Origin of the sequence: Rhodoferax sp. (genome assembly GCF_030646845.1) — a bacterium.
Taxonomy (GTDB): Bacteria; Pseudomonadota; Gammaproteobacteria; order Burkholderiales; family Burkholderiaceae_C; genus Rhodoferax.
This window is the reverse complement of the sequence record NZ_JAUSLE010000050.1, coordinates 62,113-87,956: the sequence shown is the minus strand read 5'-3', so window position 1 is coordinate 87,956 and position 25,844 is coordinate 62,113. Positions and strand designations below refer to the sequence as shown.

The window sequence follows — 25,844 nt, the reverse complement described above, 5'->3', positions numbered from 1 at the left end:
CCCATGTTCAAACTCAACACCCCATCCAGCCAGCGCAGCAATAAAGCAAACAGCGAGCTGCTGCAAAAGGGCATTCTGTGCGCACTCATCGGCCTGACCGTGCTGATCTCCCCTTACTTCATCAAGTCGCCGGGCATGCAGGGCATCGTGGCCAGCGCCTCCCTGGTCGGCTGGTTCGCACTGGTGCTGGGCTGCGCTTTAGTGATGCGGTATCTCATGCGGCGCAGGGCTGCTGGCAACGGGCATCTGTCGAAAATCAGGTAATTCTCGCGGCATGACAGGTGAAGAAAATCCAAAGGCGGTGGACGCCAGACTGGTGAACGGCGCGCTGGACCGTGAATCGGCAGTTGCAGTTTTCCGGGCACTGGAACAGCAGGCACGTGAACTGGGCGTCAACCTTCGTTCACCGCCACCGGGAGCCGATGTCGTGCTGTGGACGCGGCTTTAACGGCTGCGTCTGGGAGGGCTACTACGCGGCGGCCACCTTCTGACGGGAAGACGCATTGCTCGCCATCAGTGCATCAAGCTGAACAACCACCGATCATCGGCCAGTTCAATGGTTGTGATGCTTTGACTGGCACGTTAACACCACGCGGCCACTGATTTGACCTTGTCGCATGCGTTCAAAAACCTGATTGACTTGATCCAACGGTTGCTCCTCTGTGTGACAGCGGAGTTTCCCTTCGGCGGCAAGTTGCAGTACGGCACGCAAGTCTTCCCGCGTGCCAACAGACGCCCCCACAATCCGTGCTTCTGCGCCAACGATCGACAACGCGGAGAAAACAAGTGCCTCGGCTGGCAGGCCTACAACGCAAAGTGTGCCAGCGGGACGCAAGTATTTGAAAGCTGAGTCGTAAGCCGCTTTGGCAGCAGAGGTGACGACGGCCACGTGCACACCGCCAAGCTTTCTGATCGTCTTGAGAGTTTCCGGATCTGTCACGTTCAAGGCAATTGACGCGCCTAGCTGTCGAGCCAAGGCAAGTTTGCTTTCATCCACATCCAACGCAATGACCTCGGCTCCAAAGGCTGTGGCCACTTGGACCGCAAGGTGTCCGAGTCCGCCAACACCGACCACGGCCACGCGCTTGCCCGAACCGACCCCGGCGTTATGCAGGGCACGGTAAACGGTGACGCCTGCACAGAACAGGGGAGCGGCCTCGACCGAGCTGAGGGATGGTGGAATGAGCATCGCATGACTGGCTCTGGCGCACATGAACTCTGCGTACCCGCCATCAACCATCACGCCGGTGATAACGCCCTTGCGACACAGGTTCTCCAGACCCTCCAGGCACTGTTCGCAGACACCGCAACTGGCATGCAGCCAAGCCGCACCGACCCGGTCTCCCACTTTGAGGTGATCCACGGCATCGCCTGTCTTCGTGACCCGTCCAACGACTTCGTGCCCCAGGATCAGTCGCTGTTTCGTCAAGGACTTGAGCATAGGCTGATCCCCGTCGGCGATATGCAGATCGGAGTGGCAGACGCCGCAGGCCTCGACTTGAATGAGAACCTCGTCGGGTTTTGGCGAAGGAACAGGAACTTCTTCCACACTCAGGGATTGACCGACGTCGTGAAGAATGGCGGCTTTCATCGTGACCCCCAGCGCGCTGAGCGCGCGCGATCTTTTTACAATACGCCCCATGCGGTTGAATAGCAAGCCCTTTCCTGGTCCGGTCGAACTGGAAACAGTGCAGTAGGTTGTCCGGCGGCCGGGCTTGGCTAATCTGGATCAGAACCTGATTGTTTTGGAGTCCTATTTGCTATCTATTTAGAAGCATTGAACGCACAATCGACGGGGACATCCAACCCAATTCACCTTGAAAGCTACCCATGAAAGCCATCTGGAACGACACCGTCATCGCCGAGAGTGACGACACCGTATTGGTGGAAGGCAATCACTACTTTCCGGAGAGTGCGCTCAAGCGCGAGTTCACCACCTTCAGCAATCACAAGACCTCCTGCGCCTGGAAGGGCCAGGCCAGCTATTACTCGCTGATCGTCAACGGCGACATGCTCGCCGACGCCGTCTGGTACTACCCCGATCCCAAGCCCGAAGCCGAGATGGTGCGCGGCCGGGTGGCGTTCTGGAACGGTGTGAAAGTGGCATGAGCAGCTCCTGGTACGACCGCCACATCCTTCCCCACGCACTGGACTATGCCTGCGGCTTGCCGATGGTGGGCCGCCAGCGCCAGCTGGTCGTGCCACTGGCGCAGGGCCGTGTGCTGGAGGTGGGCATCGGCACCGGGCTGAACATGCGCTATTACGACAAGACCCGCGTCACCAAAATCACGGCGCTGGACCCGGCGCTGGAGTTGCACCCGCTGGCCCGCGAGCGCATCGCACAGGCCGGGCTGGACGTGGAACTGCTGGGCCTGTCGGCCGAGAAAATTCCCTTGCCCGACGCGAGCTTTGACACGGTGCTGATCACCTACACCCTGTGCACCATCCCTGACCCGCTGGCCGCCCTGCTTGAAATGCGCCGCGTGCTCGCGCCTGGCGGGCAGTTGCTTTATTGTGAGCATGGCCGCGCGCCCGATGAATCGGTGCGGCGCTGGCAAGAGCGGCTGCAACCTTTGTGGGGCAAGTTCTCTGGCGGTTGCCACCTGGGACGCGACATTCCCGCCCTGCTGCAGGCGGCGGGCTTTGCCTTGCCTGACCTGCACACCCGCTACCTGCCCGGCCCGCGGCCCATGACCTTCCACTACTGGGGCGTTGCCCACGCCACGCCATGACCACTCCCGCACTAAACATCGACGGCATCGACGTATTCATCGAAGGCGACGGCCCGCACACCATCGTGATGATCCACGGCTGGCCAGATACCCACCGCCTGTGGGACGGCACGGTCGCAGCGCTCCAAAGCCAATACCGCTGCGTGCGCTTCACCCTGCCGGGCTTTGACGTGGCGCAGCCGGCGCGCGCAACCTCGCTGGCGCAGATGACGGCGCTGTTCAGCCAGATCGTCGAGGCGATCAGTCCGGGCCAGCCGGTCACCCTGCTGCTGCACGACTGGGGCTGCATGTTCGGCTACGAGTACGCCATGCGGCATCCGGCGCGGGTGGCGCGCATTGTGGCGGTGGACATTGGCGACCACAACGCCAGGGCATTTCTGAAATCGCTCACCGCCAGCGCCAAATGGCAGGTCTTTGCCTACCAGTTCTGGCTGGCTTTGGCATGGAAGCTGGGCGGCGCCATCAGTGGCGCACTGGGCAACCGCATGACGCGGAGCATGGCACGCGCCCTGCGCTGCCGCACCGAGCCCGCACGCATAGGCTGGCAGATGAACTACCCCTACGCCATGCAGTGGTTTGGCCTGCTCGGTGGCTTTCGTGGCGCAGCGCAGGTCGACCCGGCCTGCCCCCTGCTCTACCTCTATGGCGAGCGCAAGCCGTTCATGTTTCATTCACCCGAATGGCTGGCGCAGGTGGCCCAGCGGCCGGGCTGTGCGGTGCAGGCGTTTCACACCGGCCATTGGGTCATGGTGGATCAGCCTGCCGCCTTCAACCAGTGCGTGGATGCCTGGCTGGCACGGACAAAGATGACAACTACCTGACGCCAACGACTCAGGGAATGAAAGACAATATCGCATGATCACACGTCGACAATTCTCCATATCTGCTGGCGCATCCGCGCTGGCTGGCTTCAATCCCGCGCGTGCCCAAACCGGCAGCACCATTATTCTGGGCCAATCGGCAGCGTTCACCGGTCCGGCAGCCCAACTGGGAATACAGTTCTACCAGGGTGCCAAGGTCTGGTTTGACCAGATCAACGCCCAGGGGGGTGTTGGCGGCAAGACCATTGAAATCAGGAAGATGGACGATGGCTATGAGCCCGACCGATGCGCTGCCAACACGCGCAAATTGATCGATGAGGGCGTGTTCGCATTGTTCGGCTACATCGGGACCCCCACCAGTCTGGCCGCCCTGCCACTGGTGAAGAAGGAGCAAGTGCCATTCATAGCGCCGTTTACCGGGGCCATGGCGCTGCGCGAGCCCTTCAGCAAACATGTGTTTCACCTGCGTGCTTCCTACAACGATGAAACTGCGCTGATCGTCAAGCAGCTGACCAATCTGGGGCTGAAGAAAATAGCCGTCTTCTACCAAAATGACGCTTATGGCAAGGCAGGACTCGATGGCGTGACCCTGGCGCTCGGGGCACTCAACCTCAAACCGGTCGCGCAAGCCACGGTAGAACGCAACACCGTCGATGTGGACGGCGCCGTCAAAACGCTCCTGGCGGCCGCACCTGACGCAGTGGTTCAAGTCGGCGCTTACAAGGCATGCGCAGCCTTCATTCGCGCGGCGCGCAAGTCGGGTTATGGCGGCACCTTCTACAACGTGTCATTTGTGGGGACACAGGCCCTGGCTGATGAATTGGGTAAAGAGGGTGCGGGTGTCGTGGTGTCGCAGGTGATGCCCTCGCCCTACAACGCCTCCCAACCTATTGCCCGCGAGTTTATTGAGTCAGTCAAAAAGGCGGGGGGAGATGCGCGGGCCAACTACTCCAGCATGGAGGGCTATCTGGCCGCAAAGCTGTTCACAGAAGGGCTGCGTCGTGCGGGGAGCAAGGGCGTTACGCGGGACGGACTCATTCAGGGCATTGAGTCGATTGGAAGTACATCGTTCGGCGGCTTCAATGTTCAGTTTTCCTCGACCGACCATGTCGCCTCCAGGTTCGTGGAACTCTCCATGCTGACCGGTGACGGCAGGGTTCGCACCTGAACCTCTCCGCCCGGAATTTGGGCGGCAAGTTCCCTTTTGCCAAGTCGACCAGATGAACGAATCGCCTCCCTCCCATCCCGCCAAAGTGCTGGCTTTTGATGTCTTCGGCACGGTCGTCGACTGGCACACCGGGATTGCCCGCGAAGTGCAGGCGCTGCGCCCGACTGTGGACGGCGGCGAGTTCGCGCTGGCCTGGCGCGCAGGCTACCAGCCCGCCATGCGCCGGGTGAGGTCCGGTGAGCTGGGCTGGACCCTGATCGACGACTTGCACCGACTCATCCTGGATGGGATTCTGGAAAAATTTGGCCTGACCGACCTGACAGAAGTGCAAAAGCAGCAGCTGAACAAAGCCTGGCACCGGCTGGACCCCTGGCCCGATGTGGTGGCCGGTCTCACGCGACTGAAATCGCGGTACACGATTTGCACGCTCTCCAACGGCAACATCGGTCTGCTCGCCAACATGGCCAAGCGCGCCGGCCTGCCGTGGGACTGCATCCTGTCGGCCGAGGTGTTTCGGGCCTACAAGCCCGACCCCGCCACCTACCTTGGCGTGGCCCGGGTGTTTGACGTCGCTCCGGCGGACGTGATGCTGGTGGCCGCCCACCAGGACGACCTGGCCGCCGCGCGTGCCTGCGGCCTGCAGACTGCCTACATTGAACGTCCTGCTGAATTCGGCGCGGCGCACCCCAAAGACGTCTCCCCCGACCCCGCCAACACCTGGCACGCGCAGGATTTTTTGGCACTGGCTGGTCAATTGGGCTGCTGATTCGCGGACCGGTCGGCCCAGACAGACGGGGTGCGGTCGGCAGTCAAAGGTGTGCATCTGTAAGAAATATCTTTTCGGTCCGACAAAGACCGGTGAATACAGCCAACCAAAGAAAACACCAGCTCGCACGCTTGCCTCAAACTGTGGCACTAACCCTGGTGTGCGTCAGCCAGTTTTGGATCGCAGGCGCTTCTTCGGCGATGGGCCTCATGCTGGAGCCCTCCATCAGCCAATGCGGCATCCAGGCACCGACGTCCACCGCGCCACCGGCAACTGCGCAACAGCGTTTGCCGAGCAGTCAGGCCGTGCGCGGTCAGCGCGACGTCCTGTGGGCGTGGCTGGGCTCACCCACCGCTCGCTACCCGCACACGGCGCTCGGCTCACCCGTCCATGCGGCCAGCCTTCATGCGCTGGTGTCGGCACCGTCGGGCGTGCCCCGGGAAGTGGTCTACCGCCTGCCCTTGCACCGGGTGTTTGAGGATCGGGTGCCACGGCTTGCCGATCTGGATGGGGACGGTCGCGACGAGATCATCCTGGTGGAATCCGATGCCATTCGCGGCGCTGCCCTGGTGGTGTTCGGATTGCGTCCCACGTCACAGCCCGGCGGTGCAACAGAATCGGCAGCCGACAAGGCGTTGCTTGAAGTGGCGCGCGGCCCCTATGCTGGCGCGCCCTTTCGCTGGCTTAACCCGGTGGGTGTCGCGGATTTTGATGGCGATGGGCGGCTTGACGTTGCCAGCGTGACAACGCCGCACGTGGGCGGCATCCTCACGCTGCACCACTTTCGCCCACCACGGCTGGAACCTTATGCCACGGCAATGGATGTTTCCAATCATCGCATGGGCGAGCGGGAGCAGCAACTGGCCGTGACCGTGGAGCAGCCGGGCCACCGGCCGACGATCATTGTTCCGGACATGCAGCTTCGGGCCTTGCACGCGCTGCGTTGGGATGCACCGGGACAGTGGCAGGAGCTGGCCGAACTGCTGCCACTTCCCGCACGGGTTGAGCGCATCACCCCGGTCGCGGGCGGCGGCTGCCTGCTGCTGGCCAACGCGACCTGGTGGCGCGTGACCGTGACGCCCTAAGCCTGGCCCTCACCATCCCCATCGCCGTGGGCGCAGCGGTCACGCTTATGTCCCGGACGTGTCCGCCGCAATCTGGCGCAGAGCCTGCTCGAATGCGGCTGCAGGCTGGCCGCCCGAGATCAGGTGACGATCGTTGATGATGACGGCCGGCACCGAATGAATGCCCTGGCGGGTGTAGAAGGCTTCGCGCTTGCGCACCTCGGGGGCAAATTCGTCGCTGGCCAAAATCGCACGGGCGCGCGGCACGTCCAGGCCTGCCTGCTCCACCGCGCGCAGCAATACCTCGTGCGACTCCATGTTCTGGCTGTGGCTGTGGCAGGCCACCAGCAACGCTTTCTTCAACGCTGGCTGCCTGGCCGCCGCTTCGAGCCCAGCCCAGTGCAGCAGACGATGCGCATCGAAGGTGTTGTAGATGCGGCCACGCCCGCCGGCATTGAAACTGAAGCCGACATCGGCGCCCCGCTGGCGAATGGTGTCACGAATCTCAGCCTGCTGCTCGGGCGTAGAGCCGTACTTTTGCGCCAGATGCTCGCCAATGTCTTGCCCGCCCGGCGGCATTTGCGGGTTGAGCTCGAAGGGCTGAAAGTGCAGTTCGGCGGCGACCTCTCCCTGAAGCTTGTCGAGCGCCTGCTCCAGCGCAGACAGACCGATGGCGCACCACGGACAGGAAATATCGGAGACGAAGTCGATCTTCAGGGATTGGGTCATGGCGGAGGCCTGGCGTTCTGACATTGAAAACTGAATTGTCGAACAAGCCCGAAGACCTTGCAGGGTTTGCAGGCAAACGGATGCGTTGCGCAAGTGATGAAAGGAAACACCACGGCAAAGCGAGTCTTGTTGTGATCCATCAAAGACAGATTCGCCTGCTGCACCATGCTGCATCCCTGCCGCGTTCACGGTGATCGCTGATTCTTCGAGAAATGGAGCCACGAAATGAAAACCAGGCTGTTGACATTCTTGACCGTTACCTTCTTCGCGGTGTTGCACCCCTTGCTGGCGCTGGCGCAGCCATCCCGGGAGCCGACGGCGCCCTACCCACCCATGAACTGGCCCTATCACGGGCACATGTGGAATGGCGGCGGGGGTTTCGGGTGGGGTGGCCCACTGGTGATGCTGGTCCTGATCGTGGTGGGCATCGTTGTCATCTTCATGCTGGGTCGGCGGTCTGGCGAGCGCTGGCACCACCATCATCGCGGACCAGGGCACATGTCGGGCCGTTCGCCGGGGCCAACCGACACCTGGGGCGATCCGAGCTATTCAGCACTGCAGATCCTGAACGAGCGATTTGCGCGGGGAGAAATCCAGAAGCAGGAGTATGAAGAAAAGAAAGCCGCGATTCTTTCGACCGGGCAGCGTTAGCTGTCGCTGCGCGCGACGCTCTTCGCATCAAACTGGCCGCTGAGCAGTTCCGGCAGTCGCTCGGCGCCCATCTTGAAACCACAGGCCTGCGCATGTCCGCCACCGCGCATGCTTTCCGCCAGCGGGATACAGTCAAAGCTGCGTTGTGAACGCAGCCCGACCTTGATGACGCCGCTCTTGTCAGTGCTCCACATCAGCGCAAAGGTGCCGCTCTGTCTGGAGAGAATGTCGCCGACGAGGCTGTGGAAAACGCCGGGCGCGTTGACCATCATTCCGGTCACGCCATTGAAGGTGAGAGCCTGGGCGGCCTCCGCGATGCCACTGGCCAGCTTGCTGAACTTCTCGTCCATGGCCCTTCCACGCTCAACGTAGATCGACAACTGCACGGCATCGAAGGAGGCAATCTCGTTCCAGCGTTCAAAGTTGAACGGCTCCATGTCCAGCGCCGCCAGGAAGCCGGCACTCTCGGGGTATTGCCAGACCCAGATGTCCCGATCTTCGACAAAACGCACCAGATCAGGCACTGGCTGCTCAGGATGGAAAAACTCCCAGGCCAACCTGGCACCTGACTTGTGCATGTCGAAATGGACAACGCCGCAGCGGCAGGAGAAACCCGTCAGCTTGTCTGCGGCGCTCTTGTGGTGGTCAAGCATCACCAGTTTGGCGGCTCGCTCCTCAATGCTGCGCAGGAGTTCGGGTGAGAAAGAGAAATCAAGAATATAGACAGCCCGACCCTCCACTGCCGGAAGATCGTCCACCGACTTGATGTCGCCATGATCGAGCCCCAGGAACTCGGCCTTGCCCTCGTAGTAGAGCCAGGCCGCCAGCGCAGACGCAAACCCGTCCGGGCAGTTGCGGCCGTGGTAAATGACCAGTGGCTGGGGGTCGTTTTTGTCCGGGTGGATCAGCAGGCTCAGGGGAAGAATGGATTTCATGGTGGAAGGTCAATGTTGGAGGTTTTGGGCGCTGGGCAGGTGCCAGAAAATCTGACCCGACGGCAAGACGCCATATTTTTTATATAGCAAAAATCACATATCGCGCAACGGCTAAAGGTCATTCTACGGCTCAATAAAATATCCGTATGAAAGCTACTGCACCACCGCCATTTTTCATTGCCAATGTCGAATCTGATGACCAACAGATTGATGCCTGGGCCAACCAGCCCCTGCTGGCCTCGCTTGAGCAGGGTGGCATTGATTGGCCCAGCTCATGCCGCAACGGCACCTGCCGCACCTGCATAGCGCAACTGATGCACGGCAAAGTGCGTTACGAAATCGAATGGCCGGGCCTGAGTGCCGAAGAAAAGCTTGAGGGGTATGTGCTGCCCTGCGTCGCTTTTCCGTGTTCGGACCTGGCGCTGCGCAGCGGCAATCTATGAAGAAGAACGCGAATCGGGTCGCGGGATTTTTTTGAACCTGATCTTGCGGTCCAGCTCGATGGCGTCTTTCTTCACCTGGCGCTGGGCATCCAGTTTTTCGCCCGCTGCCAGCCACTCTGCAAATTCCTCAGGGGTTTCCAGCGTGATGCGGCCCATCACTCCGGCGCGAAAATCGTAGATCGCAATCTCGGCCGCTTTTTGCAGATTGATGCGCTGGCCACCTTGCAGGGCGCCGCGTTTGCGGCCAATGGCTTCCAGCAACTCCTCGTCGGTCATGGTGGCTACGCCCTCCAATTTGAAGCGAGCCTCCACCAGGGTTGCGTAGTGTGTTTTCAAGTAGTCCAGCAGCTCCAGCGCGACCTCTTCTTCATTAAAGGCGTTGCGGCCAATGGCCCCGCTGGCGGCCAGGTTGTAACCGCTCTTGGCCACGATGATGCGCGGCCACAGCACGCCCGGCGTGTCATACAGGTAGAAGTCATCGGCCAGGGAGATGCGCTGTTCAAGCTTGGTGATGCCGGCCTCGTCGCCGGTTTTGGTCGCACGTTTGCCCGTCAGGGTGTTGATCAGCGTGGACTTGCCCACGTTGGGAATGCCGCAAATCAGCACGCGCATCGGCTTGAAATTGCCGCCACGGGTGGGCGCCAGCGCGAAGCACGCCTGTGCCAGGGCCTTGGCAGGGGCGGAGACGCTGGCGTCCAGCCCCAGCGCCCGGGTGCCAGGCTGCGCGTTGTAATGCGCCAGCCAGAGCGCGGTACGGGCCGGGTCGGCCAGGTCCTGCTTGTTCAGCACCTTTAACGTCGGCTTGCCCGCGGTGAGCTCGGCCAGCATGGGGTTGGCGCTGGAGCCTGGCAGGCGAGCGTCGAGCAATTCAACCACCACATCAATGTTCTTGATACGTTCGCTGATGGCTTTTTTGGTCAAATGCATATGACCCGGAAACCACTGAATAGCCAACTTTTTCTCCTGTTGCCGACGAGACCCGCGCCGTCACAACCGGTGACATGGCTGTGTTCTGCGACACCGGACGGGCCCGATGTCGCAGCATTATGGTTCATGCCCGTCGACTCGCAGCCAGCGGCTTGCGCCACGCGGCCCAAGGGCGCTGGATCGCAGATCAGACCTGTTACAATTTTTTACATTGGCAAACGCGGCGGAAGCTGCAGACGCAAAGCTACAGGCCCTATCCCGGTGCGTTGACTGGAAGGGTGGCTGAGTTGCACGGGGGAACTGCTCTGTTCGTCCCCGGTTCTGTAGTCCTCGCGTTGCCTGTTGGATTGGGCATATGGAGCGGGCGAAAAAAATCAGACATTCGTGATTTTTTCTGCGCTATTCACCCGCAAGGCGTTGGCGTTTCAGTTACCGAACCCGGAGCAAATATCTCGACGAAGGTATTCCGGAAAAGCAGATTGGATCTATGGAAAACATTGTCCAGGAATTGCCGGGGGGCGATTTTGATGCATTGCTGGAAGAGGCGCGCGCCAGACTTCGCGAAGGCGATGCCGTCGCGTGCCAGGCCCTGGCCAAGTCGGTTCTGGCGGCGGCACGGGCACAACAGGACGTGCACCTGGAAGCCCGCGCGCTGCTGTGTCTGGCCAACGGTGACCGGATGGTTTCGCACTTCCGGCGAGCCAATGAATCCAGCCAGCGGGCAGCGACTCTGTTTCAGCTGGTCGGCGACGTGTCCGGCGAATCCGAGGCACTCACGACCGTGTCGCATACCTTCAGCGTCCTTGGCCGCAATGAAGAGGCAGTTGAATCCGCCTTGTTGAGCAGGCACCTGAGCGGGCTGCTGCCAGCCGGACCAGCTCTGGCACTTTCCTATAACTACCTCGGCGTCGCCTATGCTCATGGCTGCAGCTTCGATCGGGCAGATGAAGCATTCACAACCGCCATCCAGATCCTGGAGCGCCAGGAGCTTTCTTCCGACACGGTGTTGCCCTGGTTGAACCAGTGCCACGCGGAAGTCTTCAGACTCTTTTGCCAGCGGTATTACACAGGGCAACTCCCAGACCTTGAGCGCTTGCACGCACTCCGGACAGTCCACAACCCACAGGAGGACGCAAACCCATCCGCGCGCATCCTGCAAGGTGCCTATGTCGTCAGCCAGGCCTTGTGGGCGTTGCTGTCGGGCATTGAGAATTGCTGGCGCGGACAGCTGGACGAGGCACAGGCCGATGTTGAAATCTGCGCGGCCTGGGCTGCCCGGCATCCCTGGAACCACTCACTCACCCTCCTGGAGTTGTGGCTGCGCGCCGAAATTGCCTGGGCCAGAAAGGACTGGATCAGCGCAGAGCAACGAACCCGCAAGATGATTGAAATGGCCGTGGAAGCCGAGCACGAGCCGATGGTGGCCCTTGGTCATTTGCTCGCATCCCAGATACTGGCCGAGCAGGGCCACGACAAACAGTCAGGCGATGAGCTCAAGGCCTTGCGGCTGCGGGAACAAAGCCTGCATGTCGAGGCCCTCAAAAGCCGCGAGAAAGTGGTCGCGTGGCAGCTCAAGGTGCGCAAGAATCATGAAGAGCTGCAGCGGATGGAGCTCACATCGAAAACTCTGGAAAAACTCTCGTTTGAAGACCCGTTGACGGGCCTGGCCAACCGTCGGCGGTTCATGGAGATTGCGCCCGGCATGCTAAGTCAGGGCCTGGCGCTGGGACGTCCCCTGTTTGTGGCCTTGATTGACATCGATCAATTCAAACGGGTTAACGACCGTTTCTCCCATCAGGTCGGGGACCAGGTGCTTCAATGCATTGCCCAGATTCTCAGGTCGCACCTTCGCGAAGGCGACATGCCTGCACGGCTGGCCGGGGACGAGTTTGTACTTGCGTTCGGACATGCGGACGCGCTGGACGCGGCGCAGGTCTGCGAACGCATCCGCGCTGCGGTGAAGAATTTTGACTGGGCCAGCATTCAGAACGGCCTGCAGGTGACCATCAGCGTCGGTTTTGCCCAAGCGCAGGCCGGGGATTCCATCGAACGGTTGACGCACCGTGCTGACCTGGCCATGTATTCGGAAAAGCAGGATGCAGGGTGACCCGCCTTTCGGGGTCACGGTCTCCCTACTGCGCAGCGGCGCCCAGCTTGCGCAACTTCTCGGTCCACTTTTGAACGCCAGCATCCCCCAGCTTGTCCACCATGCCGATCAGCGTCTCGTTAACAGGTGATATGCCGACGAAGCCAAGGATGTTGCGCTCCAGTGACTTCACGCTGTGGGCACGAAAGTACCAGCGGTAAAGCAGCGCCGGCATTCCCATCGTGACCACCACGCGAGCCGAGCGCCCTTTGAGTCCCTTGATGGCGTAAGGATTGTCTCCCTCCGCCTTGAACGCAAAGCCCGGTCGGGCCACTTGCTCCAGAAAGCCTTTCAAAACGGCGGGCATGTCGCCCAACCATAGCGGGAAGAACAGCACAAGGTGTTGAGCCCAGGCGATATCAGCCTGGGCTGGTGCCAGGGCAGGAGGCAGCGTGCCCGCTTCCCAGGCCTGCTGGCTGCGCAGCAGCGGAAAATCGAGTTGCGCCACCGACACATGCCGCACCTCATGCCCCGCAGCTTGTGCGCCCTGCGCGTACGCGTCTTCCAGCGCATGGCCCAGATGCCGGGTTACCGCGTCAGGGTGGCCCTGAATGATGACAATACGTTGAGCCGTCATGATTCACTCCTTGAGTCCATGCCGTACATGCTGACACGCAAGGCTGCGCTTTGCGTTGATGCGGCTCAACTCCCCGATCGCCGCTGCTCATTCCTTGACCCGGCCGCGCAAGGCCTTGGTTTCAGAGCGCTGGCTCTTGGCAACACGGAGCCGCTGTTTCGAGCCATAGCTGGGCTTGGTGGCACGTCGGGTCTTGGGAGGGCGCGCCACACTGTTCACCAGTTCATGCAGGCGCAAAAACGCATCCAGCCGGTTCATCTCCTGGGTACGGTGCTGCTGCGCCTTGATCACGACCACGCCCGCCTTGGTGATGCGGCTGTCGTGCAGCGCCAGCAGGCGCTCCTTCACATCTTCCGGCAAGGAGGAGGCGCGAATGTCAAAGCGCAGGTGAATTGCGCTGGACACCTTGTTGACATTTTGCCCGCCCGCGCCCTGCGCCCGGATGGCCGTGATCTCGACCTCGGCCTCGTTGATTTCCAGAAGCGGCGGGGACGCAGGCTCAGCCACGGTCAGGTCGTGATAACCGCAGTCCCGGCAGGCACCTCAACGGCAACCGCGCCCCGCAGTTCCGACTCCGCCACATAGCGCGCCACGAAAGCGCCTACCGCCGTGGCGGGCAATGGCAGCCAGACAATATGACCGCTGCCCGGTGCTACCTGCATCGGCTGGCCTTCATGGTTTTCCATGTGGGTGAGCTGCAGATCGTGGTTGCCACCGGGGTGGATGATCTCCAGCAGGTCGCCCACGGCAAAGCGGTTTCTGACGTTCACCTCAGCCAGACCGCGTGCTGCGTCAAACGACACCACATCCCCCACATACAGGCTGCGCCCGGACTCCGAATAGCCGCGCAGGTAATTCTGGGTGGACTCGGGCGTGTGGCGCTGGAAGAAGCCGGAGGTATATCCCCGGTTGGCCAGTCCTTCGAGTTGCCCCAGCAAAGCGGGGTCCAGTTCGCGCCCGGCCACCGCATCGTCAATCGCCTGCCGATAAGTCTGCGCCGTACGCGCCACGTAATAGGGACTCTTGGTACGCCCCTCGATCTTGAGCGAATCCACGCCGATTTCCACCAGCCGCTTGACGTGTTCGATGGCGCGCAGGTCCTTTGAGTTCATCACGTAGGTGCCGTGCTCGTCTTCTTCGATTGGCATGTAGCTGCCGGGACGCTGGCTTTCTTCGATCACGTAGACCTCAGCGCGCTCGGCCGCCGCCTGCGGCGCCAGAATATCGCCCGAGGCATCCACCACGCCGGGCAGGGTCTTGTAGTCCCAACGGCAGGAATTGGTGCAACTGCCCTGGTTGGCGTCGCGGTGATTGAAATAACCCGACAACAGGCAGCGCCCCGAATAGGCAATGCACAGTGCACCGTGCACAAACACCTCCAGTTCGGTGTCCGGGCACTCCTGGCGAATCTGCGCCACCTGGTCCAGTGACAGTTCGCGCGACAGAATCACCCGGCTCACCCCGACACTTTTCCAGAATTTCACGGCGGCCGAATTGACGGTATTGGCCTGCACCGAGAGGTGAATCTCCATCTCGGGCCAGGTCTCGCGCACCATCATGATCAGACCGGGGTCGGACATGATCATGGCGTCCGGCTTGAGCGCAATCACCGGCGCCATGTTCTGCACGTAACTTTTGATCTTGTTGTCGTGCGGGAAGATGTTGGACACCAGAAAGAACTTGTTGCCCAGCGCATGCGCCCGGTCGATGCCCTGCTTCAACACCTCAATATTGCCAAAGTCGTTGTTGCGCACCCGCAGCGAATAACGTGGCTGGCCCGCATAAACGGCGGTGGCGCCAAAGGCCATGGCGGTTTCCAGCATGGCGAGGGAACCGGCGGGCGCCAGCAGTTCAGGTGTTCTCAGCGTCATGCTCAATCTCCCGCTTGCATGCCGGCCAGACCGGCTATCGCCAGCGCGTAACCACTCACGCCAAAACCGCACATCACCGCCTTGGCCGCCGGTGAAATATAGGAGTGATGGCGAAACGCCTCTCTGGCAAACACGTTGGAGATGTGCAGCTCAATCAGGGTGATACCCGTGCCCTTGATGGCGTCATGCAGCGCCACCGACGTGTGCGTGTAGGCCCCCGCATTCAAAATGACCCCAGCCAGGTTGCCGGCAACCTGCAGCCGGCCGGCCTCGTGCAGCCAGTCCACCAGTTCACCCTCATGATTGCTTTGGCGAAAGTCCAATACAAAGCCATGGGTGGCACAGGCCTGCGCGCACAGATTTTCCACATCCGCCAGTGTGTGCGAACCATACACCGCCGGTTCGCGCGTACCCAGCAGATTGAGGTTGGGGCCATTGAGGATCAAAGCGGTTTTCATGAGGTTATTTCCAATATCTGGGACCGGGACTGATTATCGGTGCGTCATCGTCGCACGGCGGCGACACCTGGGCGACGGGGGGAAAAAGGTCGCATGCAGCACAATGGTACCCCTGTGAAAACCAAATATTTTGCGCAACTGATTGCGCTGTCTGCCCTGTGGGGCGCCTCCTTCATGCTGATCCGCATTGCCAGCCCCTTGCTGGGGCCCAATGTGATGGCGGCGCTGCGCATTGGCATGGCGACCCTGACGCTGGCGGTCCTGATGCGCGCCATGCGCCACCGCTGGCCGCTCAAGCACTGGCGCGAGTTGGTCTTGCTGGGGGCCCTCTCTGTGGCGTTTCCGTTCCTGCTGTTTGCCTGGGCCGCGCTGCAACTGCCAGCGGGCTACAGCGCCCTGCTCAATTCCACAGCGGTGGTGTTTGGCATCTTTGCCGCGGCCTGGTTGAAAGAAGATACCTTGACCGTGCGCAAGCTGGTGGGCTGTGTCTGCGGCTTTGCAGGCGTGGCTCTGATCGTTGGCCTGGGGCCGGTTGAGCCCTCGCCCCAGGTCATTCTGGCAGCGCTGGCCTGTACTGCCGCGTCAGCCTGCTATGGCATTTCGACCCCGCTGATGAAACGCGCCATCACCCGCATGCAACCACTGGAAATTGCAGCAGGCATTCATGCCGTGTCACTGCTGATGCTGTTGCCCGGTGCCGCCTGGAGCTGGCCGCAAGCGCATTTCACACCTGGCGCGCTGGCGGCCGTAGCGGTGATGGGTGTTGTGACGTCCGGCCTGGCTTACTGGCTGCACATTCGCATCATGGTGCATGTGTCGCCGGTGGCGGCCATGAGCCCGACCTTCATGATCCCCGTCTTCGGCGTCACCTGGGGCCACCTGTTTCTGGGGGAACAACTCAGCACCGGCATCTACTACGGTGGCGCCCTGGTCTTGCTCGCCAGCGCCCTGGTCACCGGCTTCAACCCCTGGCAGAAGTGGCTGGATGCTGTAGACGCCAAACCCTGAAGGCACACGCCGTTGCTATCAAACTGGTAGCTACTGTCGCAATGAATACGGAGGCCAGGCCATAGTTTTCGCTCAAAACACCGCCGGCCAGTCCGCCCAGCACCCCTGGAAAACCGTAGCCGATCACGGTGTACAGCGCCTGCCCGCGCCCACGCAGACGTCCGGGAAAGTGGTGTGAGAGCAGCGCGATGCAAACCGAATGATGCGCAGCGAACGTGATGGCGTGCAGCACTTGCGCCAGCACCAGCAGCGACAACACCGAGGCACTGGTGGCCGTGAGGCCCATGCGCAGCACCGTCGCGGCCCCACACAAAACCAGCCAGCCGGTCAGGCTCAAAAGCGGCAGCCAGCGACTCTGGGTGAAGAACCAGCCAACCTCCACCAGCACCGATACGGCCCACAACAGGCCGATCATGGTCTTGCTGTAACCCAGGGCATCCAGGTACAGCGAGAAGAAAACATAAATCCCCATGTGCGACAGCACATGAAAGAACATGGAGGCAAACAGCCACTGCACCGGCCGCTGCCGCAACACAGGCCACACGGCGGGCTTGACCTCATGGCCATGCACCGCTTCTTCCTTCAGGTCGGGCAACAGCCACACGCTGACCATCACCGCCAGCAGCGTCAGCGCCGTCCAGGCCGGGAAATGCGCCATGCCGAACTGCTGGAACCAGGCACCGGCCAGTAACACCGTGGCCAGAAAGCCGACGGAGCCCCACAAGCGCACCCGGCCATAGCGCCGCGCATCGAACGCGCCGCCGCTGCTCACCAGGTGTGCCATCGCAGCCTCGCTCATGGACATCATGGAGCTGGTGTGGGTGAACATCACCAACAACACGGCGGCCAGCCACCAGATGCCGAAGTCAAACCACAAACCCAGCGACGCCAGCAAGGCCACACCGGCACCCCAACGCAACAGCTTCACGCGCTCGCCCGTGTGGTCGCTCAGGGCGCCCCAGGCGTACGGCGCAAAAAGGCGGGTCGCTGCCTGTACCGAGGTCAGCAGGCTGATGGCAAAGAGGCCAAAGCCCAGATCCTTGAGCCACAAGGGCAGGTAGGGATTGAAAAACCCGATGTGGGCGAAATAACTGGCGGAGAGCGCCGCAAAGGGAACCAGGTGTTGGCGTCGGGCGGGCGCGGCGGAATCTGTCATTCAGCCGCGACGCTCAGATTGACGCCTTGATTGGCTTCAGGGCCACGGTCACATCACCGCACTGGGCCCGATGATTGAGCGCATGCTCCATCACGACCAGCGCCAGCATGGCCTCGGCAATCGGCGTGGCGCGAATGCCGACACAGGGATCGTGCCGGCCTTTGGTGATCACCTCGGTGGAATGGCCCGCCACATCGATCGACTCGCGCGGCGTGATGATGGAACTGGTGGGCTTGACGGCAATCGACACCTCCAGGTCTTGCCCGGTGCTGATACCCCCGAGCACGCCGCCCGCATTGTTGGACCTGAAGCCCTGCGGCGACAGGGAGTCCCCATGCGTTGTGCCGCGCTGCGCCACACTGGCAAAACCGGCACCAATCTCCACCCCTTTGACGGCGTTGATGCCCATCATGGCGTAGGCAATGTCGGCGTCCATCTTGTCGAACAGGGGCTCACCCAAACCCACCGGCACGTTCGACGCCGAAACGCGAATGCGGGCACCGCATGAATCACCGGCTTTGCGCAGTGCATCCATATAGGCTTCCAGCGCGGACACGTCCGCCACCGGCGCAAAAAAAGCATTGTTGGGCACAAAGTCCCACGACTCAAATCCAATGGCCACATCACCGATCTGGGTCATACAGCCACGAAACTCGGTGCCATAGTGCTCGAACAACCATTTTTTGGCCACCGCACCGGCTGCCACCATCGGTGCGGTCAGGCGCGCGGACGAACGACCGCCACCGCGCGGGTCGCGAATGCCGTATTTCTGGAAATAGGTGTAGTCAGCGTGGCCAGGGCGAAACGATTCCAGGATGTTGCCGTAGTCCTTGCTGCGCTGGTCGGTGTTTCTGATCAGCAGGCAAATGGGCGTGCCGGTGGTCTTGCCCTCATAGACGCCGGAGAGGATTTCCACCGCGTCAGGCTCGTTGCGCTGCGTGACAAAGCGGCTGGTGCCGGGGCGGCGGCGGTCCAGATCGGGCTGGATGTCGGCCTCGCTCAGCTTCATGCCGGGCGGGCAGCCGTCGATGACGCAGCCAATGGCCGGACCGTGGGATTCACCAAAATTGGTGACTGCGAAGAGATTTCCGAATGTGTTGCCGCTCATGGGGGCTGATTATCCCAGAGCAGCCAGGCCTTCAGGCCTGGTCCGCCGGCGCCTCGCCTTCCGGCCAGTCGCGGATATAGGCCTTGAGCATCTTGTTTTCGAAATTCTGGCTGTCCACCACGGTCTTGGCGACGTCGTAAAAGCTGATCACACCCATCAGCATCTTGTTGTCCATGACGGGCATGTAGCGTGCATGACGGTCCAGCATCATGTGGCGCACGTCGTCCATTTCGGTTTCCATGGTGCAGATCAACGGCCCCGAATCCATGGCGCGGTACACCGTCGTGGTGCCAAAAGATCCCCCATTTTTGACGACGGCCTGGATCACCTCGCGGAAGGTGAGCATTCCCACCACCCGTCCATGGGAAATCACCACCAGCGAGCCGATGTCTTTCTCGGCCATCAACTGGGCTGCGTCTGCCAGAGTGTCTTCCGGCGTGATGGTAAAAAGCGTGCCACCCTTGACGCGCAGAATATCGCTGACTTTCATATTTCTCCTCGTGACGGGTGAATGCCCGGTCGTGACCGAAATATAGCCCACAATAAGCCGATTCCCATCCATCCGTGACCCCTTGAGGACAGAACCGAAGCCCTGTCCCGAAATAAACAAAGGAAAGCCATGCCCGGCTACTCAGACCCCGGTTTTGACACCCTGGCCCTGCACGCCGGTGCCGCACCCGACCCGGCCACCGGCGCACGGGCGGTGCCGATCCACCTCACGACCTCGTTCGTGTTCGAGTCCAGCGACCACGCCGCCGCCCTGTTCAACCTGGAACGGGCCGGCCACGTCTACTCCCGCATCAGCAACCCGACCAACGCGGTGCTGGAGCAGCGGGTATCAGCGCTAGAGGGCGGCATCGGCGCCATCAGCACGGCCAGCGGCCAGGCAGCGCTGCACCTGAGCGTTGCGACGCTGATGGGGGCGGGCGCGCACATCGTCGCCAGCACTGCGCTGTACGGCGGCTCGCAAAACTTGCTGCACTACACGCTGCGCCGCTTCGGCATCGAGACGACGTTCGTGAAGCCCGGCGACCTGGACGGCTGGCGTGCCGCCGTGCGCCCCAACACCAAACTGTTTTTCGGCGAAACCGTGGGCAACCCGGGGCTGGATGTGCTGGATATTCCCGCGGTATCAAGCATTGCCCACGAAGCAGCCGTGCCGCTGCTGGTGGACTCCACCCTCACCTCGCCCTGGCTGATCAAACCGTTCGACCATGGGGCCGATCTGGTCTACCACTCGGCCACCAAGTTCCTGAGCGGCCACGGCACGGTGATTGGCGGCATCGTGGTGGATGGCGGCAGTTTTGACTGGGACAAGTCGGGCAAATTCGCCGAGCTCACCACGCCCTACGAGGGCTTTCACAACATGGTGTTCAGCGAGGAATCGACGGTAGGTGCCTTCCTGCTGCGCGCCCGGCGCGAGGGCCTGCGCGACTTCGGCGCATGCCTGAGCCCGCACTCGGCCTGGCTGATTCTTCAGGGCATCGAGACCTTGTCGCTGCGCATGGAGCGCCACATGAGCAACACCCGTAAGGTGGTGGAATTCCTGGCCAGCCAGGCTTTCGTGTCGCGCGTGGGGCATCCGCTGCTGGAGTCCCACCCCAGCCACGCGCTGGCGCAAAAGCTGCTGCCGCGCGGAGCCGGCTCGGTGTTCAGTTTTGACCTCAAGGGCAGCCGCGAGCAGGGCAAGAAGTTTGTCGAAAGCCTCAAGGTCTTCAGCCATCTGGCCAACGTGGGCGACTGTCGCAGCCTGGTGATTCACCCGGCCAGCACGACGCACTTTCGCATGAGCGACGAGGCCTTGGCCGCTGGCGGCATCACGCAGGGCACGATCCGCCTGAGTATCGGGCTGGAGGATCCGGAGGATCTGATTGATGACCTGAAGCGCGCATTGAAGGTCGCAGAGAAATCAACATGAACATTCGCCCCTACACGCCTGCCGATGAGGCCCAGGTCATCGCCCTGTGGCAGGCTTGCGCGTTGACCCGACCGTGGAACAACCCGCACAGGGACATTGCGCGCAAACTCACTACCCAGGCGGACTGGTTCCTGGTCGGGGAACTGCACGGCACCATCATCGCCAGCGCCATGTTTGGCTACGACGGCCACCGTGGCTGGGTGAACTACCTGGCGGTTTCGCCTTCCCATCAGGGCTGTGGCTACGCGCGCGCACTGATGGTGCAGGGCGAAGCCCTGCTCACACGCGCGGGATGCCCCAAGCTGAGCCTGCAGATTCGCACCAGCAACCAGGAAGTCATCGCCTTCTATCAGCACCTGGGCTACAGCACCGATGACGCAGTCAGCATGGGAAAACGGCTCATCGCCGATACGCCCTGACCACGTCTCCGATTCAACCCTGTTCGAGCATCTGACCATGTACCTGCCAATCAACGGCCACAGCACCTACTGCTATACGGGAGGCAAGGCATTTGATGCCGCTAAACCCACTGTCATCTTCGTCCACGGCGTCTTGAACGACCACAGCGTGTGGATTTTGCAGACCCGTTACCTGGCCAATCATGGCTGGAACGTGCTGGCGGTGGACCTGCCCGGTCACTGCCGCAGCGCCGGCGACCCACCAGCCAGCGTGGAAGAAGCCGCTGATTTTGTGATCGCCCTGATGGACGCCGCAAGTCTGGAGAAAGCCGCCCTGGTCGGCCACAGCTTTGGCTCCCTGATCGCGCTGGAAGCCGCCGCCCGCGCGCCGGAGCGGGTCAGCCAGCTGGTGCTGGTCGGCACGGCATTCCCCATGAAAGTGTCACCCGCGCTGCTGGAGTCGTCATTGAAGGAGCCGATAAAGGCGCTGGAAATGGTCAACATCTTTTCACGCTCGACGCTGGCCCCACCACCCTCGGCCCTGGGGCCAGGCACCTGGGTCTATGGCGCGTCCATAGCGCTGGGGCGCCGGGTGCTGGCCAGCAACCCTCGCGTCAATCTATTTCACACCGGCTTCAAGGCCTGCGACAGCTACACCCACGGCGAGGCGGCGATGGAACAGGTGCAATGCCCGGTGCTGTTTGTATTGGGCAACGTGGACCAGATGACGCCACCCAAAGCGGCGCAGGGCCTGGTACAGAAGGCACGACAAGGTCAAGTGGTCTACCTGCCCGGCGGGCACCACCAGATGAACGAGACGCCCGAGCCGATGCTCTCAGCGCTGACCGGGTTTTTGAAACGGTGAAATAGCGCACAGCCGCGAACGCTCACGGATGATCGACTGAGGTGGAGACCCCACCCAGAGCAGTTTGCAGCATGTCGATGAACACCCGCGTTTTGGCGGGCATCAGTTTGCGTCCTGGAAAGACGGCTGACGCAATGTGGCTGGGCAGGCGCCAGCCCGGAAGCACGCGATGCAGGGTGCCCTGGCGTACATCGGGCAACGCAAAGTAGTCAGGTACGGCCGCAATGCCGGCACCGGCACGCGCCAACCGGATCAACAGCTCGGGGGCGTTGGCGGTGACGCGTCCTGGCGGCACACCCTCCCAGCGCACATCGCCCTGGCTGAGGGCCCACATCACCGGCTCACCATTGCCACCCAGAAGTCGCACGGCCTGGTGATGCACAAGGTCTTGCGGGGTGGCGGGTTGACCGTGCTCTCTGAGGTAATTGGTTGACGCATACAGGCCGGCGGAAAACACATTCAGCCGCCGAGCCGCCAGCAAACTGTCGTCGGGCAGCTCACCCATGCGCACCGCGACGTCGAAACCTTCGCCCAACAAATCGACCCGGCGTGGCGACAAATCGAGCTCAAGCGCGATGCCGGGGTACATCGCCACAAAGGCCGCCAGCGAGTCGGCCAGCAACAAGTTGGCGAAATCGCTCGGCATTGATACACGCAGGCGTCCGCTGGGCGCCGCCTGGCGCCGCTCACTGAGCGCCGATACGGCATCAACCTCCGACGCCACCTGGCGCGCATGTTCCAGCAACTGCAGGCCAAACTCGGTCAGGGTCTGGCGCCGGGTGGTGCGCAAGAGCAGGCGCTCGCCCAATCGCTGCTCCAGGGCAGCCAGGCGTCGTGACACGGTGGACTTGGGCAAACCCATTTTTTCCGCGGCGCGGCTGAAGCTGCCAAGCTCTGCAACATTGGCAAAGATCAGCAGGTCGTTCGGGTCAATATTCGAGCGGGATTGTTCCATATTGGCAACAATCATATCCATTTCAAGCTATTTTCAAAGTGATTTGTGAGGAATAAAGTACACCCATCCCAACCAAATCACCTGAGGACTCCAAATGAACATTCTGCAAATCAACGCCAGTGCCCGTCGTGACGGCGCCAACTCCACCCGCGTCGCGAACTCCGTCGTGGCCCGCCTGCAAGCCAACAATCCAGGGGCAACCGTCACGCTGCGCGACCTGGCAGTGACACCCCAGCCCACGCTGGACGAGGCCGCTCTCGGCGCGCTGTTCACACCGACTGACAAACGCAGCCCTGAACAAGCCGCCCGGGTGGCGCTGGACGACGCCCTGATCACCGAAATTCAGGCGCATGAGACCATCGTGCTGGGGGTGCCGATGTACAACTTTGGCGTGCCGGTGCAACTGAAAAGCTGGATCGATGCGATTGCCCGCGTCGGCGTGACCTTTCGCTACACCGCGACTGGCCCTGAAGGCTTGCTCAAGGGCAAGAAGGTCTATGTGGCACTGGCGCGCGGCGGCCTGTACCGCGACACGGCCAACGACTCCCAGGTGCCCTACCTGAAGAATGTCCTGGGTTTCCTGGGCATGACGGATGTGACTTTCATCTACGCAGAAGGCCTGGCCATGGGCCCGGAAGCCGCTGAAAAAGGCTTTGCCCAAGCCGAGGCCGATCTCAACGCCGCATTTGCCTGAGCCGGACCCAATGAATCTGGGCGGGGGCCAGGCCCCTGCCAATTCAAAAAAAATCCATCCAGTACATCTCTTTTCAAGGAACCCAATCATGTCAACCTCAATTCAAAATGGTCTGAGCCTGGCCGCCCGCGTTCTTCTTGCTGCCCTCTTCCTGCCTGCCGGCATCAGCAAGCTCACCGGCTTCTCTGGCACGGTGGGATACATCTCTTCTGTGGGGCTGCCGCTGCCCACCGTTGCCGCCGCCCTGGCGCTCATCGTAGAGATCGGGGGCGGTCTGGCATTGTTTGCCGGATTCGGCACGCGCTTTGCGGCCCTGGCACTGGCCACCTTCACGCTGGTTGCCAGCTTCTTCTTCCATGCCTATTGGGCGGTCCCTGCGGACCAGGCGTTCGTGACACAGCTGCTGTTCTTCAAGAACATCGCCGTGGTCGGCGGCTTGCTGGCACTGGCAGCCCATGGCGCCGGTGGCTGGAGTCTCGATTCCCGCCGCGAGTGACATCGGGCAGGAAAGAAGGAGCAGTCATGGATCTCACGCAAACCACAGGCAATACCTGGACCAGGCAAATCGGCGATGACGGCTCCTTTGTGCGTCGTCCAACGAGCTTTCGCGGCGGCATTTCATCGGACCCAAAGGCCTTGCATCCGGCACAGGCCGGGCGCTACCACCTGTATGTATCACTCGCCTGCCCCTGGGCTCACCGCACGCTGATCGTCCGTGCGCTCAAAGGTCTGGAAGAGGTCATCAGCGTGGACGTGGTGCACCCTTATCTGACCGACAGCGGATGGTCATTCGACACCGATTTCTCCGGTGCAACGGGTGACCGTCTCGGTGGCCATGGCCATTTGCGGCAGGTCTATGAAGCGGCGTCCCACGGCTACACCGGGGTGGTCACCGTGCCCGTCCTGTGGGACAAGACGCTGGGCACCATCGTCAACAACGAGTCCGCAGAAATCATTCGCTTTCTGAACAGTGAGTTCCAGGATATTTGCACCCAGCCTGAAATAGACCTCTATCCGAACGCCCTGCGCGCAGCGATTGATGAAACCAATGCCTGGGTGTACCAGAGCATCAACAACGGGGTCTATCGTTGCGGCTTCGCACGTACCCAAAGCGCCTACGACGAGGCGGTCAATGAACTGTTCTCCGCGCTGGACCGGGTCGAAGGCATCCTGTCAAATCAGGCCTACCTGTGCGGAGACGTGCTCACCGAAGCGGATGTGCGCCTTTTCGTGACGCTGATCCGCTTCGATGCCGTCTACCACACGCATTTCAAGTGCAACCGCCGGCTGATTTCGCAGTATCCGGCGATGCACCGCCATACGGCCGGGATTTACGCCTTGCCGGGCTTGGCGGCCACGGTCAATCTGGAGCACATCCGCTTTCATTACTACCACTCGCATCGGCACCTTAACCCGACCGGGATCGTTCCCCAAGGGCCAGACGTGTTGCGGCAGCTTGCAGCCGCGCGCCAGATGCCCGCAGCAAAGCCAAAAGCCGGAACCAATTTCACACAGAAGGGATTGATATGAACACAAGCACCAACGACCACACGGTCAAGCTGTCCCGGACCGTTGAGCGCCTGATCGCTGGCCAGGCCACCTCGGATGGCGCCGGCGTCAAGCTCAACCGGCTTCTGACACAAAATCTTCAGCATCGGCTTGACCCTTTCCTGATGCTCGACGCCTTCGGCAGCGACGACCCCAATGACTATATTGCCGGCTTCCCGGACCACCCACACCGTGGCTTTGAGACGGTGACCTACATGATTGCCGGACGCATGCTGCACCGCGACAGCGCCGGCCATGAGGGGCTGCTGCAAAACGGCGGCGTTCAATGGATGACGGCGGGCAAAGGCGTGATCCATTCTGAAATCCCCCAACAGGAAGAGGGCGTCATGGAAGGCTTTCAGCTGTGGCTCAACCTGCCCAGGCGCGACAAGATGAAGGCACCGTGGTACCGTGATTTCCAGGACGGCGACCTGCCCAAGTTTGTCACCGAACAAGGTGTGGCCGTGACGGTGATTGCCGGCGAAAGTCATGGCGTGACGGGTGCGGTAACCCGTGAAATCACGGAGCCGCGCTATCTGGATCTGCAGCTGCCCAGTGGCGCACGCTTCGAGCAGTCGCTGGCGCCCGGACACAATGCCTTTGTCTATGTGTATCGCGGTGAGGTCAGTATTTCAGGGGAGACCGTGCCATTGCAGCGCATGGCCATACTGGCCAATGAGGACCAGGCCGATGGTGTCGTGATCGAGGCAAGCGCCGACGCCAGGGTCTTGCTGATTTCAGGTCAGCCGCTCAAGGAGCCCATCGTCCAGTACGGTCCTTTTGTCATGAACAGTCAGCAGGAAATTTACCAGGCCCTGAGTGATTTCCGCGATGGGCACCTGGGCGAATCTGCCGCATGATGCCGATGGCTGACCAGGGCCCATTCATCCCTGCTCGAAGGTGAGA

General features: G+C 61.5%; 30 protein-coding genes, 1 pseudogene and 1 riboswitch. Of the genes and pseudogenes, 19 read left to right on the top strand and 12 right to left on the bottom strand.

Going from position 1 to position 25,844, the window contains the following annotated elements:
* The first annotated feature begins 3 nt into the window (after positions 1–3).
* Together Q7T10_RS11815 and Q7T10_RS11810 are read left to right on the top strand one after the other, a co-directional pair.
* Positions 4–264 (top strand): hypothetical protein, encoded by a 261-nt coding sequence (locus Q7T10_RS11815; RefSeq protein WP_304748400.1) that lies wholly within the window; start codon positions 4–6, stop codon positions 262–264.
* 49 nt (positions 265–313) lie between these two features.
* Positions 314–491: pseudogene (locus Q7T10_RS11810) on the top strand (oxidoreductase-like domain-containing protein).
* A gap of 62 nt (positions 492–553) precedes the next feature.
* On the opposite strand, the gene Q7T10_RS11805 reads toward Q7T10_RS11810, so the two are convergent.
* Positions 554–1,657: an alcohol dehydrogenase catalytic domain-containing protein gene (locus Q7T10_RS11805; RefSeq protein WP_304748398.1), complete on the bottom strand. Its 1,104-nt coding sequence runs from the start codon at positions 1,655–1,657 to the stop codon at positions 554–556.
* A gap of 173 nt (positions 1,658–1,830) precedes the next feature.
* On the opposite strand from Q7T10_RS11805, the gene Q7T10_RS11800 reads away from it, so the two are divergent.
* The 6 genes from Q7T10_RS11800 (at position 1,831) to Q7T10_RS11775 (ending at position 6,572) form a co-directional block, all read left to right on the top strand.
* Positions 1,831–2,109: a DUF427 domain-containing protein gene (locus Q7T10_RS11800; RefSeq protein WP_304748396.1), complete on the top strand. Its 279-nt coding sequence runs from the start codon at positions 1,831–1,833 to the stop codon at positions 2,107–2,109.
* Positions 2,106–2,732, top strand: a complete 627-nt coding sequence (locus tag Q7T10_RS11795) for a class I SAM-dependent methyltransferase (RefSeq protein ID WP_304748394.1) — start codon at positions 2,106–2,108, stop codon at positions 2,730–2,732. The genes Q7T10_RS11800 and Q7T10_RS11795 overlap by 4 nt, the downstream gene beginning before the upstream one ends.
* A complete protein-coding gene (locus Q7T10_RS11790) occupies positions 2,729–3,553 on the top strand; it encodes an alpha/beta fold hydrolase (RefSeq protein WP_304748392.1) in 825 nt (274 codons plus the stop codon). The genes Q7T10_RS11795 and Q7T10_RS11790 overlap by 4 nt, the downstream gene beginning before the upstream one ends.
* 34 nt (positions 3,554–3,587) lie before the next feature.
* A complete protein-coding gene (locus Q7T10_RS11785; protein WP_304748391.1) occupies positions 3,588–4,721 on the top strand; it encodes an ABC transporter substrate-binding protein in 1,134 nt (377 codons plus the stop codon).
* Between the two features lie 52 nt (positions 4,722–4,773).
* Positions 4,774–5,487 carry a haloacid dehalogenase type II gene (locus tag Q7T10_RS11780; RefSeq protein ID WP_304748389.1) on the top strand — a complete coding sequence of 238 codons (714 nt, stop codon included), beginning with the start codon at positions 4,774–4,776 and terminating at the stop codon, positions 5,485–5,487.
* Positions 5,488–5,630: 143 nt separating this feature from the next.
* Positions 5,631–6,572 (top strand): VCBS repeat-containing protein, encoded by a 942-nt coding sequence (locus tag Q7T10_RS11775; protein ID WP_304748388.1) that lies wholly within the window; start codon positions 5,631–5,633, stop codon positions 6,570–6,572.
* A 45-nt stretch (positions 6,573–6,617) separates the two neighbouring features.
* Here Q7T10_RS11775 and Q7T10_RS11770 read toward each other — a convergent pair whose 3' ends face one another.
* Positions 6,618–7,280: a DsbA family oxidoreductase gene (locus Q7T10_RS11770; protein ID WP_304748386.1), complete on the bottom strand. Its 663-nt coding sequence runs from the start codon at positions 7,278–7,280 to the stop codon at positions 6,618–6,620.
* A gap of 225 nt (positions 7,281–7,505) precedes the next feature.
* Between Q7T10_RS11770 and Q7T10_RS11765 the strand changes: the two genes are divergently transcribed.
* Positions 7,506–7,931, top strand: a complete 426-nt coding sequence (locus Q7T10_RS11765) for an SHOCT domain-containing protein (protein ID WP_304748384.1) — start codon at positions 7,506–7,508, stop codon at positions 7,929–7,931.
* Here Q7T10_RS11765 and Q7T10_RS11760 read toward each other — a convergent pair.
* Complete coding sequence (locus Q7T10_RS11760; protein ID WP_304748383.1) at positions 7,928–8,866, bottom strand: DHH family phosphoesterase; 939 nt, start codon at positions 8,864–8,866, stop codon at positions 7,928–7,930. The genes Q7T10_RS11765 and Q7T10_RS11760 overlap by 4 nt on opposite strands.
* Before the next feature lie 146 nt (positions 8,867–9,012).
* Between Q7T10_RS11760 and Q7T10_RS11755 the strand changes: the two genes are divergently transcribed.
* Positions 9,013–9,309 carry a 2Fe-2S iron-sulfur cluster binding domain-containing protein gene (locus Q7T10_RS11755; protein ID WP_304748381.1) on the top strand — a complete coding sequence of 99 codons (297 nt, stop codon included), beginning with the start codon at positions 9,013–9,015 and terminating at the stop codon, positions 9,307–9,309.
* On the opposite strand, the gene ylqF is transcribed toward Q7T10_RS11755, so the two are convergent.
* A complete protein-coding gene (gene ylqF / locus Q7T10_RS11750; protein ID WP_304748380.1) occupies positions 9,304–10,263 on the bottom strand; it encodes a ribosome biogenesis GTPase YlqF in 960 nt (319 codons plus the stop codon). The two genes, Q7T10_RS11755 and ylqF, sit on opposite strands and share 6 nt — an antisense overlap.
* A gap of 176 nt (positions 10,264–10,439) precedes the next feature.
* A riboswitch (cyclic di-GMP riboswitch) is annotated at positions 10,440–10,531 on the top strand.
* Positions 10,532–10,723: 192 nt separating this feature from the next.
* Here ylqF and Q7T10_RS11745 point away from each other — a divergent pair.
* On the top strand, positions 10,724–12,343 hold the full coding sequence (locus Q7T10_RS11745; RefSeq protein ID WP_304748378.1) for a diguanylate cyclase: 1,620 nt from the start codon (positions 10,724–10,726) through the stop codon (positions 12,341–12,343).
* A gap of 25 nt (positions 12,344–12,368) precedes the next feature.
* Here the strand turns inward: Q7T10_RS11745 and Q7T10_RS11740 are convergent, their stop codons facing one another.
* The 4 genes from Q7T10_RS11740 to aroQ form a co-directional block, all read right to left on the bottom strand.
* Complete coding sequence (locus tag Q7T10_RS11740) at positions 12,369–12,959, bottom strand: NAD(P)H-dependent oxidoreductase (RefSeq protein WP_304748376.1); 591 nt, start codon at positions 12,957–12,959, stop codon at positions 12,369–12,371.
* 87 nt (positions 12,960–13,046) lie between these two features.
* A complete protein-coding gene (gene arfB, locus Q7T10_RS11735) occupies positions 13,047–13,466 on the bottom strand; it encodes an alternative ribosome rescue aminoacyl-tRNA hydrolase ArfB (RefSeq protein ID WP_304748374.1) in 420 nt (139 codons plus the stop codon).
* 2 nt (positions 13,467–13,468) lie between these two features.
* Entirely contained in the window at positions 13,469–14,830 is a 1,362-nt protein-coding gene (yegQ, locus tag Q7T10_RS11730) for a tRNA 5-hydroxyuridine modification protein YegQ (protein WP_304748372.1), read from the bottom strand.
* Between the two features lie 2 nt (positions 14,831–14,832).
* Positions 14,833–15,288, bottom strand: coding sequence for a type II 3-dehydroquinate dehydratase (gene aroQ, locus Q7T10_RS11725; RefSeq protein ID WP_304748371.1), 456 nt, complete (start codon positions 15,286–15,288; stop codon positions 14,833–14,835).
* Between the two features lie 114 nt (positions 15,289–15,402).
* On the opposite strand from aroQ, the gene Q7T10_RS11720 reads away from it, so the two are divergent.
* Complete coding sequence (locus tag Q7T10_RS11720) at positions 15,403–16,296, top strand: DMT family transporter (RefSeq protein ID WP_304748370.1); 894 nt, start codon at positions 15,403–15,405, stop codon at positions 16,294–16,296.
* On the opposite strand, the gene Q7T10_RS11715 is transcribed toward Q7T10_RS11720, so the two are convergent.
* The 3 genes from Q7T10_RS11715 to Q7T10_RS11705 are packed head-to-tail and all read right to left on the bottom strand — an operon-like array spanning position 16,250 to position 19,050.
* Entirely contained in the window at positions 16,250–17,452 is a 1,203-nt protein-coding gene (locus Q7T10_RS11715; RefSeq protein WP_304748369.1) for an MFS transporter, read from the bottom strand. The genes Q7T10_RS11720 and Q7T10_RS11715 overlap by 47 nt on opposite strands.
* Before the next feature lie 13 nt (positions 17,453–17,465).
* The gene (aroC, locus tag Q7T10_RS11710) at positions 17,466–18,560 is read right to left on the bottom strand and encodes a chorismate synthase (RefSeq protein WP_304748368.1); all 1,095 of its coding nucleotides are present in this window, start codon (positions 18,558–18,560) and stop codon (positions 17,466–17,468) included.
* A 31-nt stretch (positions 18,561–18,591) separates the two neighbouring features.
* The gene (locus Q7T10_RS11705) at positions 18,592–19,050 is read right to left on the bottom strand and encodes a CBS domain-containing protein (RefSeq protein ID WP_304748366.1); all 459 of its coding nucleotides are present in this window, start codon (positions 19,048–19,050) and stop codon (positions 18,592–18,594) included.
* 129 nt (positions 19,051–19,179) lie between these two features.
* Here Q7T10_RS11705 and Q7T10_RS11700 point away from each other — a divergent pair, with 129 nt between their 5' ends.
* From Q7T10_RS11700 to Q7T10_RS11690, 3 genes are read left to right on the top strand one after another with little or no spacing between them, the layout of a single operon-like run.
* A complete protein-coding gene (locus tag Q7T10_RS11700; RefSeq protein ID WP_304748365.1) occupies positions 19,180–20,478 on the top strand; it encodes an O-acetylhomoserine aminocarboxypropyltransferase in 1,299 nt (432 codons plus the stop codon).
* On the top strand, positions 20,475–20,897 hold the full coding sequence (locus Q7T10_RS11695) for a GNAT family acetyltransferase (protein WP_304748363.1): 423 nt from the start codon (positions 20,475–20,477) through the stop codon (positions 20,895–20,897). The genes Q7T10_RS11700 and Q7T10_RS11695 overlap by 4 nt, the downstream gene beginning before the upstream one ends.
* 37 nt (positions 20,898–20,934) lie before the next feature.
* The gene (locus tag Q7T10_RS11690) at positions 20,935–21,741 is read left to right on the top strand and encodes an alpha/beta fold hydrolase (protein ID WP_304748362.1); all 807 of its coding nucleotides are present in this window, start codon (positions 20,935–20,937) and stop codon (positions 21,739–21,741) included.
* Between the two features lie 22 nt (positions 21,742–21,763).
* On the opposite strand, the gene Q7T10_RS11685 is transcribed toward Q7T10_RS11690, so the two are convergent.
* Positions 21,764–22,717, bottom strand: a complete 954-nt coding sequence (locus Q7T10_RS11685) for a LysR family transcriptional regulator (protein WP_304748360.1) — start codon at positions 22,715–22,717, stop codon at positions 21,764–21,766.
* Between the two features lie 73 nt (positions 22,718–22,790).
* On the opposite strand from Q7T10_RS11685, the gene Q7T10_RS11680 reads away from it, so the two are divergent.
* Genes Q7T10_RS11680 through Q7T10_RS11665 form a run of 4 tightly spaced genes read left to right on the top strand, consistent with a single transcriptional unit; the run spans position 22,791 to position 25,798 of the window.
* A complete protein-coding gene (locus tag Q7T10_RS11680; protein ID WP_304748359.1) occupies positions 22,791–23,390 on the top strand; it encodes an FMN-dependent NADH-azoreductase in 600 nt (199 codons plus the stop codon).
* 10 nt (positions 23,391–23,400) lie between these two features.
* Positions 23,401–23,886, top strand: coding sequence for a DoxX family protein (locus Q7T10_RS11675; RefSeq protein ID WP_304748358.1), 486 nt, complete (start codon positions 23,401–23,403; stop codon positions 23,884–23,886).
* Between the two features lie 26 nt (positions 23,887–23,912).
* Positions 23,913–24,920 carry a glutathione S-transferase family protein gene (locus tag Q7T10_RS11670; protein ID WP_304748357.1) on the top strand — a complete coding sequence of 336 codons (1,008 nt, stop codon included), beginning with the start codon at positions 23,913–23,915 and terminating at the stop codon, positions 24,918–24,920.
* Positions 24,917–25,798, top strand: coding sequence for a pirin family protein (locus Q7T10_RS11665; protein ID WP_304748355.1), 882 nt, complete (start codon positions 24,917–24,919; stop codon positions 25,796–25,798). Before Q7T10_RS11670 ends, Q7T10_RS11665 begins: the two co-directional genes overlap by 4 nt.
* Positions 25,799–25,844 lie beyond the last annotated feature (46 nt).

Coding starts and splice junctions, on each gene's coding strand:
- yegQ (WP_304748372.1), bottom strand. CDS start 14,830: ATGACGCTGAGAACACCTGAACTGCTGGCGCCCGCCGGTTCCCTCGCC.
- Q7T10_RS11780 (WP_304748389.1), top strand. CDS start 4,774: ATGAACGAATCGCCTCCCTCCCATCCCGCCAAAGTGCTGGCTTTTGAT.
- Q7T10_RS11770 (WP_304748386.1), bottom strand. CDS start 7,280: ATGACCCAATCCCTGAAGATCGACTTCGTCTCCGATATTTCCTGTCCG.
- Q7T10_RS11685 (WP_304748360.1), bottom strand. CDS start 22,717: ATGGATATGATTGTTGCCAATATGGAACAATCCCGCTCGAATATTGAC.
- Q7T10_RS11675 (WP_304748358.1), top strand. CDS start 23,401: ATGAATCTGGGCGGGGGCCAGGCCCCTGCCAATTCAAAAAAAATCCAT.
- Q7T10_RS11765 (WP_304748384.1), top strand. CDS start 7,506: ATGAAAACCAGGCTGTTGACATTCTTGACCGTTACCTTCTTCGCGGTG.
- Q7T10_RS11785 (WP_304748391.1), top strand. CDS start 3,588: ATGATCACACGTCGACAATTCTCCATATCTGCTGGCGCATCCGCGCTG.
- Q7T10_RS11800 (WP_304748396.1), top strand. CDS start 1,831: ATGAAAGCCATCTGGAACGACACCGTCATCGCCGAGAGTGACGACACC.
- Q7T10_RS11790 (WP_304748392.1), top strand. CDS start 2,729: ATGACCACTCCCGCACTAAACATCGACGGCATCGACGTATTCATCGAA.
- Q7T10_RS11705 (WP_304748366.1), bottom strand. CDS start 19,050: ATGAAAGTCAGCGATATTCTGCGCGTCAAGGGTGGCACGCTTTTTACC.
- Q7T10_RS11695 (WP_304748363.1), top strand. CDS start 20,475: ATGAACATTCGCCCCTACACGCCTGCCGATGAGGCCCAGGTCATCGCC.
- Q7T10_RS11690 (WP_304748362.1), top strand. CDS start 20,935: ATGTACCTGCCAATCAACGGCCACAGCACCTACTGCTATACGGGAGGC.
- Q7T10_RS11795 (WP_304748394.1), top strand. CDS start 2,106: ATGAGCAGCTCCTGGTACGACCGCCACATCCTTCCCCACGCACTGGAC.
- aroC (WP_304748368.1), bottom strand. CDS start 18,560: ATGAGCGGCAACACATTCGGAAATCTCTTCGCAGTCACCAATTTTGGT.
- Q7T10_RS11670 (WP_304748357.1), top strand. CDS start 23,913: ATGGATCTCACGCAAACCACAGGCAATACCTGGACCAGGCAAATCGGC.
- Q7T10_RS11755 (WP_304748381.1), top strand. CDS start 9,013: ATGAAAGCTACTGCACCACCGCCATTTTTCATTGCCAATGTCGAATCT.
- Q7T10_RS11700 (WP_304748365.1), top strand. CDS start 19,180: ATGCCCGGCTACTCAGACCCCGGTTTTGACACCCTGGCCCTGCACGCC.
- Q7T10_RS11815 (WP_304748400.1), top strand. CDS start 4: ATGTTCAAACTCAACACCCCATCCAGCCAGCGCAGCAATAAAGCAAAC.
- Q7T10_RS11745 (WP_304748378.1), top strand. CDS start 10,724: ATGGAAAACATTGTCCAGGAATTGCCGGGGGGCGATTTTGATGCATTG.
- Q7T10_RS11715 (WP_304748369.1), bottom strand. CDS start 17,452: ATGACAGATTCCGCCGCGCCCGCCCGACGCCAACACCTGGTTCCCTTT.
- Q7T10_RS11680 (WP_304748359.1), top strand. CDS start 22,791: ATGAACATTCTGCAAATCAACGCCAGTGCCCGTCGTGACGGCGCCAAC.
- Q7T10_RS11740 (WP_304748376.1), bottom strand. CDS start 12,959: ATGACGGCTCAACGTATTGTCATCATTCAGGGCCACCCTGACGCGGTA.
- Q7T10_RS11665 (WP_304748355.1), top strand. CDS start 24,917: ATGAACACAAGCACCAACGACCACACGGTCAAGCTGTCCCGGACCGTT.
- Q7T10_RS11760 (WP_304748383.1), bottom strand. CDS start 8,866: ATGAAATCCATTCTTCCCCTGAGCCTGCTGATCCACCCGGACAAAAAC.
- aroQ (WP_304748371.1), bottom strand. CDS start 15,288: ATGAAAACCGCTTTGATCCTCAATGGCCCCAACCTCAATCTGCTGGGT.